The 10,852-nt window shown below is 55.9% G+C and carries 13 protein-coding genes; 10 read left to right on the top strand and 3 right to left on the bottom strand.

What is annotated here, in order from left to right; all coding sequences use genetic code 11:
- Nucleotides 1–246 precede the first annotated feature (246 nt).
- On the top strand, nt 247–612 hold the full coding sequence (locus EXR70_23195) for a hypothetical protein (protein ID MSP41404.1): 366 nt from the start codon (nt 247–249) through the stop codon (nt 610–612).
- Here EXR70_23195 and EXR70_23190 read toward each other — a convergent pair.
- Nucleotides 587–1,570: an RluA family pseudouridine synthase gene (locus tag EXR70_23190; protein MSP41403.1), complete on the bottom strand. Its 984-nt coding sequence runs from the start codon at nt 1,568–1,570 to the stop codon at nt 587–589. The genes EXR70_23195 and EXR70_23190 overlap by 26 nt on opposite strands.
- 47 nt (nt 1,571–1,617) lie before the next feature.
- Here EXR70_23190 and EXR70_23185 point away from each other — a divergent pair, with 47 nt between their 5' ends.
- A complete protein-coding gene (locus tag EXR70_23185) occupies nt 1,618–2,727 on the top strand; it encodes a mannose-1-phosphate guanylyltransferase (GenBank protein ID MSP41402.1) in 1,110 nt (369 codons plus the stop codon).
- A 148-nt stretch (nt 2,728–2,875) separates the two neighbouring features.
- Nucleotides 2,876–3,697, top strand: coding sequence for a tRNA (adenine-N1)-methyltransferase (locus tag EXR70_23180; protein ID MSP41401.1), 822 nt, complete (start codon nt 2,876–2,878; stop codon nt 3,695–3,697).
- 80 nt (nt 3,698–3,777) lie between these two features.
- On the opposite strand, the gene EXR70_23175 is transcribed toward EXR70_23180, so the two are convergent.
- On the bottom strand, nt 3,778–4,554 hold the full coding sequence (locus EXR70_23175; protein ID MSP41400.1) for a VOC family protein: 777 nt from the start codon (nt 4,552–4,554) through the stop codon (nt 3,778–3,780).
- A 9-nt stretch (nt 4,555–4,563) separates the two neighbouring features.
- Between EXR70_23175 and EXR70_23170 the strand changes: the two genes are divergently transcribed.
- The 7 genes from EXR70_23170 (at nt 4,564) to EXR70_23140 (ending at nt 10,078) form a co-directional block, all read left to right on the top strand.
- Complete coding sequence (locus tag EXR70_23170; GenBank protein ID MSP41399.1) at nt 4,564–5,538, top strand: ABC transporter substrate-binding protein; 975 nt, start codon at nt 4,564–4,566, stop codon at nt 5,536–5,538.
- Between the two features lie 234 nt (nt 5,539–5,772).
- Nucleotides 5,773–6,024 carry a hypothetical protein gene (locus EXR70_23165; protein ID MSP41398.1) on the top strand — a complete coding sequence of 84 codons (252 nt, stop codon included), beginning with the start codon at nt 5,773–5,775 and terminating at the stop codon, nt 6,022–6,024.
- Nucleotides 6,021–6,374 carry a hypothetical protein gene (locus EXR70_23160; protein MSP41397.1) on the top strand — a complete coding sequence of 118 codons (354 nt, stop codon included), beginning with the start codon at nt 6,021–6,023 and terminating at the stop codon, nt 6,372–6,374. The genes EXR70_23165 and EXR70_23160 overlap by 4 nt, the downstream gene beginning before the upstream one ends.
- A 276-nt stretch (nt 6,375–6,650) precedes the next feature.
- Nucleotides 6,651–7,634, top strand: a complete 984-nt coding sequence (locus tag EXR70_23155; GenBank protein ID MSP41396.1) for an ABC transporter substrate-binding protein — start codon at nt 6,651–6,653, stop codon at nt 7,632–7,634.
- Between the two features lie 79 nt (nt 7,635–7,713).
- Nucleotides 7,714–8,490, top strand: a complete 777-nt coding sequence (locus tag EXR70_23150) for an ABC transporter ATP-binding protein (protein ID MSP41395.1) — start codon at nt 7,714–7,716, stop codon at nt 8,488–8,490.
- A gap of 2 nt (nt 8,491–8,492) precedes the next feature.
- Nucleotides 8,493–9,281, top strand: coding sequence for an ABC transporter permease (locus tag EXR70_23145; GenBank protein MSP41394.1), 789 nt, complete (start codon nt 8,493–8,495; stop codon nt 9,279–9,281).
- Nucleotides 9,281–10,078 carry an ABC transporter permease gene (locus EXR70_23140; protein ID MSP41393.1) on the top strand — a complete coding sequence of 266 codons (798 nt, stop codon included), beginning with the start codon at nt 9,281–9,283 and terminating at the stop codon, nt 10,076–10,078. The genes EXR70_23145 and EXR70_23140 overlap by 1 nt, the downstream gene beginning before the upstream one ends.
- A 93-nt stretch (nt 10,079–10,171) precedes the next feature.
- Here the strand turns inward: EXR70_23140 and EXR70_23135 are convergent, their stop codons facing one another.
- Nucleotides 10,172–10,609 carry a hypothetical protein gene (locus EXR70_23135; protein ID MSP41392.1) on the bottom strand — a complete coding sequence of 146 codons (438 nt, stop codon included), beginning with the start codon at nt 10,607–10,609 and terminating at the stop codon, nt 10,172–10,174.
- Nucleotides 10,610–10,852: the final 243 nt, after the last annotated feature.

The following is a 10,852-nucleotide window of genomic DNA, read 5'->3' as shown; positions in this document are numbered from 1 at the left end:
GGCCTCAACCACGGTGATCTCGCTGCGATATACTCGTTGAATTACGTCTAGTCGTTTCTCGTCTTTCATTGTCAGGGTTGTCATCCTTCCACCCTGACATAATTACGTTGCCGTTAACCCCTGACATAATCACTTTGCTACAACATTTTCGACAATTCCTATTGACAAGCCGGATACCGTTCATTAAAAGTCTAAGCCAATCATGCACGCCTGATGAACGCAGACAGGGAGCGATAAACCAGCAAAATGCCACGGACAAAAAAGAAAAGCGCGGAACGGCCGGCCAAAGGCAGTACCCAAGATTACATCGACGACGGCAGCCATGACGAGTCGGACGATGAAGATCTTCCAAGCGACGAAGCGGGTCGGCGCAAAATTAAAAAGAACTACGAAGATCTCCTCGGCATCCGCATCGACAAACTCAAGGGGCGCGTGCTCAACCGCGAGAAAATCAACAAGAGCATCGACGGCCTCTATTTCATCTGCTTCGAGTGCAAAAAAATCTGCCACAACCTAGACGAAGGTTGGATGGAAGAAGCGCTGACGCTCAACAATTTCTGCGGCCCCTGCGCCAAATCCAAAGGCGTCAAAGCCGCGCCGCCGAGTAGTTGATTCCCAACCGCCGTAAAACCTCCGCCAACTCCGGCGCCAACGGCGCCGTGAGCTTCAACATGTGGCCGTCCGTAGGGTGATTGAATTCTAATCCCATGGCGTGCAAAAAGTGGCGCTGTAAACCAAATCGCTCATCATGCGCCGCGCCATACAAACCATCGCCGATGATGGCATGGCCTAGCGCGGCCAGATGGACGCGAATCTGATGCGTCACGCCGGTCGCCATTTCAATCTCCAACAAACTAACCCCTTGCGCGAAACCGAGCTTGCGATAACGCGTGAGCGCCGGCCAGACGCGCTGATGTGCGGCATTCTTTGTTGCTTCGGCCACGCGCATGCGGCGCCGATCGCGGCTGTCATGCGCCAGCGGCAACGCGATCTCACCGGCGCCATCCGTTTCGCCCCAGACCAGCGCCCAATAAGTTTTACCGATCTCACGCCGGCGAAATTGATCGCGTAGATGATCGAACGCGGCATTAGTTTTCGCCGCCAAGAGCAAACCGGAAGTCTCGATATCAAGTCGATGAACCAAGCCCGGCTCCCAGCGGCTCTTGCCGACTTGCAGTAATTCCGGCCAGCGCGTGGCGATGAAATTCGCCGCGGTAATGCCGTCCCTGGCCGAGAAACCATGGGTCGCCACGCCGGCCCGTTTGTCGAGCGCGATCAGTGCGGCATCTTGGTAGATAATCGGAATGTCGAATTCCGCCGCCGGCTGTGGCCGCTCCGCCAGCCAATTTACCGGTCCGGTAAAAACGACATCGGCGCCGCTAGTCAATCGTTGGCCTTTTTTGCCAACTCGGCCGTTGACGACAAACAGCTTGTCAGTAATCGCCTTGTCGACTTCGCGGCGCGAAAGATGTGGCAAACAGCGGCGCACAAAGGCATCGAGGCGAACCGCTTCCGGCTCAGTTGGAACTTTCCAAGAGATTGTTTTCGCGCCTGCGACTTGATCCACCATCACGGCTACCGTACTATAAATTCCATTCGCATCAACCGAGACTCGCCATGAAAACAAATTGCTACAGCGTCATCATCGCCGGCGGCAAGGGCACGCGCTTTTGGCCGCTCAGCCGCGCCCAACGGCCCAAACAGTTGCTAAACATTCTCAGCCGCAAAAGTTTGATCGACGAGACCGCCGAGCGCGTCCTCAGCCTCGGCGGCCGCGCCCAAACTCTGGTCGTCACGGTCGCCGAGCAAGTCGACGCCATGCGCAAAGAGTTACGCGCTTTGCCGCGCGGCAATTTCATCGCCGAACCCCAAGGCAAAAACACCGCGCCGTGCATCGGTCTCGCCGCCTTGGAAATACTGCGGCGCGATCCCAACGGCGTGATGATCGTGCTGCCCGCCGATCATTGGGTCAAGGACGGCAAAGAATTTTCCCGCGTGCTCAAAACCGCGGTGGAACTCGCCGTCAGCCAAGACCGGCTCGTCACCATCGGCATCCGCCCCGACTATCCGGAAACCGGCTACGGCTACATCATGAAAGGCCAAACGATCGCCGGCCGCGCCGCGACCTTTCAAGTCAAAAAATTTATCGAAAAACCAAATAAAGCGACGGCGAAGAAGCTCCTGCGCCAGGGCTCGCTGTGGAACAGCGGCATCTTTGTTTGGAAAGCCGCGACGCTGATCGAATTGCTCAATCGCTATCAACCGGAAATCGGCGCTAGGCTAAACGCGATCGGCGCAGCCGCCAAGGGCAAATCGCTCGGCAACCCGAGCGCTTCGCTCACGGCCGCCATCGCCCGTGAGTATAAAAGAATGCCGAGCCTCTCCATCGACTACGCGGTGCTGGAAAAAGCCGGCACCGAGGGAAAAGTCTTGACGCTCGAAGCAGACTTCGGTTGGAGCGATGTCGGCAGTTGGGCCGCGGTCCATCGCATGATGCACAAAGACGCCGAGGGCAACGCCGGCAACGGCCAATGGCTGCAACTGGGCGCGAAGAATTGCCTGATCCATTCGCCCGACCGCTTGATCGTGCTCTTGGGCATCGAAAACGCCGTCGTCGTCGACACCCCCGACGCGCTATTGGTCGGCGATCTCAGCCGCTCCCAAGAAGTCCGCGAAATCGTCGAAGAGCTGCAACGCAAAGGCCTCGGCAAGTACACCATCAAGTAATTGGCGTGAAGATTATTCACCACGAAGAGCACGAAGGTCTCGTAGGGGCGGGTTTCAAACCCGCCTTCCTAATTATCCGAACCCTTCGTGCCTTCGTGGTGAATAGATTTGAATCATAATTAGCAACCAACCCGCAATTAAAATAAATATGAACAGCAATTATCGCAGAGGTCCCCTAGCCGCCGACGAACCGGTCGTCTTGCTCGATCGCAAGGACCGCGAATATTTATCGCGCCTCGATCAACGCCGGCCGATCGCCATCCGCGGCGGCAAGATTGCCGTCGAAGACATCATCGGCCGCGACGAAGGCTGCGTGGTCAAGTCGTCCTACAACGAACCGTTCTTGGTTTTTCGCCCGAGCCTGCCGCAGCTGATTCCCAACCTGCCGCGCACCGCCCAGGTAATTTATCCCAAAGATCTCGGACCGATTTTGATTTGGGCTGATCTGTTTCCCGGCGCCCGCGTGGTCGAAGCCGGCGTCGGCGCCGGCGCGCTGAGCATGGCGCTGCTCCGCGCCATCGGCCCCGAGGGACAGCTTTTTTCCTACGAGCTGCGCGAAGACTTCGCCGAGTTGGCGCAAAAAAATGTCTCACGCTATTTCGGCCCGGCGCCCAATTGGAAAGTGACCTTGGGCGATGTCGCCACCGCCATCGATGTCGGCGATGTCGATCGCGTGATGTTGGATTTGCCCGAGCCGTGGCATGTCGTCGAACCGGCTTACATGGCGCTCCGGCCCGGCGGCATCTTGCTCTGTTACCTACCGACTGTCATTCAGGTGAAAAGTTTAGTTGACGCTCTGCGCGACGATAAACGCTTTGCCTGCATCGAGACCTCTGAAACGTTGATGCGCTTCTGGCATATCAAAGGCATGAGCGTCCGCCCGCAACATCGCATGGTCGCCCACACGGGATTCTTAACCACCGCGCGGCGCTTGGCCGACGGCGAAAAAGACATTCCCCGAGCCCCCTGAACATTTTGCTCAGGAAACTCGGGGAATTTTCTTTTCGTCCGACTTCTGACTACTGAATTCTGACTTCTGGCTACTGCCCCCTACGGCCGCGACCAGAGCTGAATATAATTCTGCTCAGTGTCGTAAAAGTAAATCGCTTTACCCGTCGGCCGCACCACCGGCTTATCGATGGATACCTTGACGCCAGCTTTCTTCAGTTCATCGGCGGCTTTGTCGAACTCTTCGGAAGCCACTTCCAAGGCCAAGTGCGAAGTGCCTTCGTCGAAATCGCCGCGTTCCACTTCTTCCGGCCGTTGGAACAGCACCAAGCACATGCCATCTTCCATGAACAGCCGGGCGATGTTGGGAAACATGCCGTATTTATCTTTGTACGGCCCGCCGCTTTCGGTGTCGTAGCCGATCTTAGTGCATTTCATGCCCAAGACTTCGGTGTAGAATTTCACCCCGCGCTCCAAATCGTTGCACGGCAGTCCGATGTGGTAAATCTGTTTAATCTTCATCTCAATAATCCTCCTTAATGCCCATTTGTATACTGTAACTAAGCCGGTGGTTTCAAGAGTCGGCATGAGTGGCGTTGCCACGGCAACGTCAAAGTTAGTTTGGTAGTGGACAATCCGACTGCCACAAGGGAAACCGCCCCGCCACACAAACAAATCCCCCTTGATCCCCCTTTTCCAAAGGGGGAGTCGCTCATCCGTCGCCATTGGCGTCTTCAACACCACGTCCAGCCAATACGAGGTATAGAAGGATCGGCCGCCATGGCGGGGAAATCTTAAAGTCTCCCTTTGTAAAGGGAGATTTAGAGGGATTTTCCAAACGCCGCGCAACTTGACATCCAACGCGATTCCACTAAACATCCAAAGCCAATGAGACTCTCAACCCTTGCCGTCATATTTTTAATCGTGTTCGCGTTCTGCCATACACCGCTTCAGGCGCAACAAAACCTCGAACGCATCGTCATCACCTATCCGAGCCGCAGCATCGCTTCGGTGGATCTCTACATCGCTCAAGAGCGCGGCTTTTTCCGCCAAGAAGGATTGTTGGCTGATGTCGTGCAAGTGCGCGGCAACATCGGCGTCACCGCGCTGCTCAGCGGCGACGCCCACGCGGTCAACAACGTCGGCACGGTGATCCGCGCCATGGAGCGCAGCGATTTGCCGGTCAAAGTCGTGTCGCAAAGCCTCAAGAAAAATTTATTCTGGCTGGTCACTCGGCCGGAAATCAAAAACATCGCCGAACTGAAGGGGAAAGTATTCGGCACCACGACCTTGGGCGGCTCGCAACACTTGGCGGCGATGCGCTTTCTCCAGAAAGCCGGGCTCGACCCGGACAAAGACATCACGGTGTTGATCGGCGGCGACGTGCCGGCGCAGCTGCAAAGCCTGGTGAGCGGCGTGATCCAACTCGCCGCCTTGTCGCCGCCCACAGTGATTCTCGCCCGCGACAAGTTCAAGCTCAAAATCCACGGCAACACGCTCGATGATTTGCCGAATTTGCAGAACGGCCTGGCCTTTACGGAAAAACTGCTGCGCGAAAAACGCGACTTGGCCAAACGGATCGTGCGCGCCCGCGCCCGCGCGCATCGTTACCTTTGGGAAAACGAACGGGGCACGGCGGAAGTCTTGGCGAAATATTTGAATGTAGATATGTCGGTGGCCCTCGAATCCTACCGCCTCGCCCGCCCTGCCTTCACTACCAACGGTCTATCGACCGACAAAGAAATCGAAGAGTTTCTCCGCGCCGACGCCGAAGCCTTGAAACTCAAAGAACCGGTGTCGGCGGCAAAGATTTTCGACTTCAGCTTACAGCGCGAAGTGAATCAGGAGTTGGGCATCAAGTAATTTTCTTCGAGGATCATTGGCCTGGGCCGGAATAAGACCTATGACATGGTGACCGAAGGGAACCGCAGCGATCTCGAATACGGACAAAGGGACACGCTGATCTTTTATGAATCCCCGGAAAAGTAGCCTGTCCCCTTTTCCATCTCGAAACTATGATTCAGCAAGCGCATTGGGTCTTAGCGCCGGGCTGTGATACGATTATACTTATTTTAACCGCTAACGGAGGGGTCGACTATGCCGCTTGCCCAATGGGAAGAAAGTGACTCGGTCAGAGCAAAGCAGATGTGGATAGATTATCAGCGGCAGCATGATCTCTCGGCTCGCGTCGGCCAGACCGCCGGTATCGATCCTCGCAGCGGGCGCATCTGGTTTGGTGAAACGGTTCGCGACATCGTCTCCCAAAGAGACGCCGAAGGATTGCATTCGCCGCTATTCTTTGAACGCGTCGGCTCGAACGATTATCTACACAAAGGAACTCGTTGGTGATTCCCGGAGTCGTATCCGTCCAAGGATTGCCGACAATCATCCTCGCGATTGCTGGGCGAGATTGGCCTGCCACTATTGACACCGGTTTCAACGGCGATCTGGAATTGCCGGATGCTTTACGCGAGCCACTCGATGCTCATTTCGTTGGTCGTGCGACCGCCGCTTTAGCTGGCGGTCAAAGCGTTGAGGAAGATCCCTATCTGGTCGATTTTCCGTTTGACGGGCGGATCGTTCAGGCGGAAGCAACTTTTGTTACCGGGAGCGGTATACTCATCGGAACTCGCTTGCTGCGAGAATATTCTTTGCGGATCAACTTCATCAGTAGAACCGTTGAGCTAGAACGAGCGTGAAGGGTGTTAAAAGAAAGTTCGCACTGCGGGCTCAACGCGGCGTTCTGCCCGCAGTGCGGCGCAAGAAATTCGAATCGGTGGTCGATATCAAGACTGCGAAGCAGTTCGGGAGTCAATTGAATTCGCAAGCGGGGGTTGAACCCCGCTCGCGACCAAAAGGGATGCTCGCCCCCTTTGGAGACTCCATTGAATTAACCCCGCCTCAAGAGGCGGGGTTAAATGGAATCAAGTGGGCGCGATCATGAGAAGTAAAGAGTGAACAGTTGTGGAGGAAAAATGAACAGAAGAACCGCGATTCAGCGGCTGGCAACTTTTTTTCTGACTAGTGCTTCTCTCGCCGAGGCGCAGCAGACAACGAAAATCACGCGGATAGGATTTCTAGGCGCTGCCTCCCAATCCGCCACGTCGGCCCGCATCGAGGCATTCCGCCAGGGGCTGCGCGAGCTTGGCTACGTGGAGGGGAAGAACATTGTCATTGAGTATCGGTGGGCCGAGGGAAAAATAGAGCGGCTTCCTGACCTGGCGGCCGAGCTAGTGCATCTCAAGGTAGACGTCATCGTCACGAGTAGTGCGTCACCAACCCGTGCCGCCAAGGACGTAACGACTACAATTCCCATTGTCATGGCAAACGATAACGATCCTGTTGGAAGCGGTCACGTCGCCAGCCTCGCGCGACCTGGCGGGAACGTTACTGGAGTATCAACCTTTGCCCCGGAGCTGACCGGAAAACAACTGGAGCTTCTGAAAGAGATCCTTCCTAAGCTCTCGCGCGTGGCCGTCCTCGGGACTTCAACCAATTCGGGCCAGGCACAAGTGTTAAAAGAGATCGAGATCGCTGCACAGGCGTTCAAGGTACAGATGCAATACCTTGACGTACTAGATCCCAAGGACATTGAGCCTGCATTCCGAGCCGCAACCAAGGGGCGTGCTGGTGAGCTCCTCGTGCTGGCGGCCCCCGTCCTCTTCTCTCAACGAGCACAGATTGCCGAACTCGCGGTAAAGCACCGGCTCCCGGCGATTTACGCGCAAATCGATTATACGGAAGCCGGCGGCCTTATGTACTATGGCACTAACACTCCCGACTTGTACCGGCGCGCCGCTACGTTCGTCGACAAAATTCTGAAAGGCCGAACACCTGCCGACTTGCCGGTGGAGCAACCGATGAAGTTCGAGTTCATCATCAGCCTCAAAGCGGCAAAACAGATCGGCCTGACAATTCCGCCGAATGTGTTGGTGCGGGCGACGCGAGTGAACAGGTGATTTTTGGATTTTCGATTGCGGACAAACAGTTTGAGATAGTGGCTGAAAGAGACCATAAACTAACTCAAGCCGGTGGGCGATGATTCCTTTCATTCAAGCCAAAAATATCACTCTCGTTTTCTCACCCAAGAATCGCGAGCCGGTCACGGCGCTAAGCGATTTTAGTCTCGAAGTCGGCAAGGGCGAATTCGTCAGCATTGTTGGGCCGTCGGGCTGCGGCAAAAGCTCGTTCCTCAATATCCTCCTGGGACTGATCAAACCGGACAGCGGTGAAGTCCAGTTAAACGGCGCGCCGATTACCGGCCCCGGCCAAGAACGCGCCATGGTCTTTCAAGAGTTCGGCCTGCTCCCTTGGCGCACCGTGACCGCCAACGTGGAGCTGGGACTGGAGTTGAAGGGCATTGCGCCAGCGCAAAGAGCAGAACGGGCAACCGAACTGATCAAGTTGGTTGGCTTGAAAGATTTCGCCAGCCACTATCCGCACGAACTGTCGGGCGGAATGAAACAGCGCGTGGGACTCGCCCGCGCGCTGGCAACCGAACCTGAAGTATTGCTGATGGACGAACCGTTCGCGGCGCTCGACGCCCAGACGCGCGACCTGATGCAGGCCGAGCTGCTGCAAATCTGGGAACACACTAAGAAGACCGTGCTGTTCGTCACGCATAGCATCGAAGAAGCGGCCTATCTTTCGGACCGAGTCATCGTCATGAGCGCAAGACCAGGCCGCACTAAAGACATCCTCAAGATCGATCTGCCGCGGCCACGGGATTACGAGATGCGGCTTACGCCCAAATTCAATGAGATCAAGTTGCGCATCTGGGACGTACTCAAAGAAGAACTGACTTCGCGAGGCTAGAAATGATGACAAAAAAATATTTCGCCGAACATCGCCGGCTCTGGCTCGGACTGTGCTCGTTTTTTTTCCTGGTCAGCGCCTGGGAACTGGTGCAGACGTACATCTTTCCGGTAAACCCTTTCTTTTTTACTAAACCATCGCTCATCGCCGCCGCGTTTAAGGAACAAATCCAAGGCGCCAAGCTGTGGCACGATCTGGCGGTCAGCAGCCAGGCGTTTCTATGGGGCTTCAGCTTCGCCGTCATCGTCGGCATCCCCGTGGGCCTGGTCATGGGCTGGCGACGACGAGTCGAATACTCCCTCGATCCTTTTCTCACCGCGCTCTACGCCAGCCCGCTGGTCGCCCTTGCGCCGTTGTTCATCATTGTTTTCGGCGTCGGCGTGCTCGGCAAAGCCGCGCTGGTCTTTTTGCTGGCGGTTTTTCCTTTCGTCTTCAACGCATTCGCCGGGGTAAAATCCACCGACTTGCTGTTGATCAACGTGATCCGCTCCTACGGCGGTAGCGAGAAAGATCTTTATTTAAAAGTCATCCTGCCGAGCACCATGCCCTACATCATCGCTGGCGCGCGGCTCGCCATCGGCCGCGGCCTGGTGGGAATCATCGTCGGCGAATTTTACGCCGCCTCCGAAGGCATCGGTTTCGCGATCACCCAGGCGGGCGACACTTACCGACTGCCGGACATGTTCGTCGGCATCATCATCCTGTCGCTGGTCGCCGTGGGGCTCACCGAACTGATGCGCAAGCTGGAGCTTACCGTCGCGCCGTGGCGCGCCAATGACGAGGTGCGCTGATGAAGCTCAAGAATTTCTACGCGGAACACGAATCTTTTATCCTGGGCGGCGGCTTCATTGTCGCCCTGCTCACGCTGTGGGAAAGCGTCCCGCTTTGGTACACGCTGCCGAAAGGCATGGCACTCTTCTTTACCACGCCGTCAAAAGTCGCGGTGACTTTCTCCGAATTGCTCTTCAACGGCGAGATCGAAAAACATTTTTACGTCAGCGCCATCGCCTTTCTCGCCGGCCTCGGGCTGTCGATCGTCGTCGGTCTCCCTTTGGGTTTAATCATGGGCAGGTCGGCAACCTTGGAAAACTTACTCGATCCGTATGTCACGGCATGCAACGCGACCCCGCGGATTGTCCTATTGCCACTTCTGATTCTCTGGTTCGGCATCGGCATCTGGTCGAAAATCGTCATCGTCTTCGCCGGCGCCGTGTTTCCGCTGTTGATCAATACCTACACCGGCGTCAAAAACGTCAACCGAGTGCTGGTCAACGTGGTGCGCTCCTTCGGCGCCAACGAATGGCAAGTGATGAAGATCGTGGTGCTGCCGAATTCGCTGCCTTACATCATCGCAGGATTAAGACTCGCCATCGGCAGAGCGATACTTGGAGTGGTCGTCGGCGAGTTCTTCGGATCGAGCCAAGGCTTGGGCTACATGATCGCGTCAGCCGCCAGCAACTACAAAGTCGATGTAGTTTTCGTCGGCGTCGCCATCTTCATGGCGCTCTCGGTAATCCTTACCTTCGCGGTCAAAGCCTTAGAAACCCGCCTCGCCAGTTGGCGGCCGGAGACGGCGAAGACGTTCTGAAATACCTTTGGTCCAATCGTCGCAAATTTTTCCGCGCCGCGAATTTTACGTCGGCCCAGCGAAACCATCGGCTGGGTGAATCGCACCGGACAACTAAGAACGTCGACGGGTAATACGGTTGAGCGCGAAACTACGAAAGGAGGTCACCCATATTTCGTCTTCACCCGCCTTGATTCGACCCTGTTCGACGAGATCATCGATTCCGGCGCAGATTTCGTGGACGATGTAGCCGGTCACGAACATGCCCACATGTTTCATCCAGTCATCGAGTCGAGCCGCCAGCGGCTCTTCCCATTTCGTGCGCAAGTGGCCGGGCTGCCGGTGCAGGTCCTCGAGAAATTCTTCCATATCCTGTGTCCAGAAGCGAAAAAACCGTTGTGCGAAAGACCGGGCATCTTGAATTCTGACCGACACACCGCGAATCAATGCCTTAAAGTCCGGGACAAAAGCGATGCGCACGACTTGCGTGCGCTCCTGTATTTTATTTCCGAACGCGCCGTCGACCTCGTAGACGGAGTAGCCGGAGAACACCTTGTAACACTGATCGCTGTCGGCTTTAGAAAAATCTCGCAGCTGAAAATTTTGCCTGAGCAGCCGCCGAATCGAGTCTTCGTTATCGCGAAAGTGCTTCTTAAGGAATCTCTGAACAAGTCATCTAGCAAGTCGTCTAATAACGAAGAGCAGAAAGACCGACAAGGTGAGGCGGGAGGAAAGAGCGTGGGGGAGCAGACAACGTTTGCGAGTTTGGCGTGGGCGAGAAAGAAAAAGCAGAGC

The organism is Deltaproteobacteria bacterium, assembly GCA_009692615.1.
In the GTDB taxonomy this organism is placed as follows: Bacteria; Desulfobacterota; Binatia; order UBA9968; family UBA9968; genus DP-20.
The sequence above is the reverse complement of the archived record's forward strand: the minus strand, read 5'-3'. Positions and strand labels throughout refer to the sequence as shown.

What these genes read in the sequence shown, in the direction of transcription:
- EXR70_23175 (MSP41400.1), bottom strand. Translation starts at nt 4,554, where the DNA reads ATGTTTAGTGGAATCGCGTTGGATGTCAAGTTGCGCGGCGTTTGGAAA.
- EXR70_23180 (MSP41401.1), top strand. Translation starts at nt 2,876, where the DNA reads ATGAACAGCAATTATCGCAGAGGTCCCCTAGCCGCCGACGAACCGGTC.
- EXR70_23185 (MSP41402.1), top strand. Translation starts at nt 1,618, where the DNA reads ATGAAAACAAATTGCTACAGCGTCATCATCGCCGGCGGCAAGGGCACG.
- EXR70_23140 (MSP41393.1), top strand. Translation starts at nt 9,281, where the DNA reads ATGAAGCTCAAGAATTTCTACGCGGAACACGAATCTTTTATCCTGGGC.
- EXR70_23170 (MSP41399.1), top strand. Translation starts at nt 4,564, where the DNA reads ATGAGACTCTCAACCCTTGCCGTCATATTTTTAATCGTGTTCGCGTTC.
- EXR70_23190 (MSP41403.1), bottom strand. Translation starts at nt 1,570, where the DNA reads ATGGTGGATCAAGTCGCAGGCGCGAAAACAATCTCTTGGAAAGTTCCA.
- EXR70_23150 (MSP41395.1), top strand. Translation starts at nt 7,714, where the DNA reads ATGATTCCTTTCATTCAAGCCAAAAATATCACTCTCGTTTTCTCACCC.
- EXR70_23165 (MSP41398.1), top strand. Translation starts at nt 5,773, where the DNA reads ATGCCGCTTGCCCAATGGGAAGAAAGTGACTCGGTCAGAGCAAAGCAG.
- EXR70_23155 (MSP41396.1), top strand. Translation starts at nt 6,651, where the DNA reads ATGAACAGAAGAACCGCGATTCAGCGGCTGGCAACTTTTTTTCTGACT.
- EXR70_23145 (MSP41394.1), top strand. Translation starts at nt 8,493, where the DNA reads ATGATGACAAAAAAATATTTCGCCGAACATCGCCGGCTCTGGCTCGGA.
- EXR70_23195 (MSP41404.1), top strand. Translation starts at nt 247, where the DNA reads ATGCCACGGACAAAAAAGAAAAGCGCGGAACGGCCGGCCAAAGGCAGT.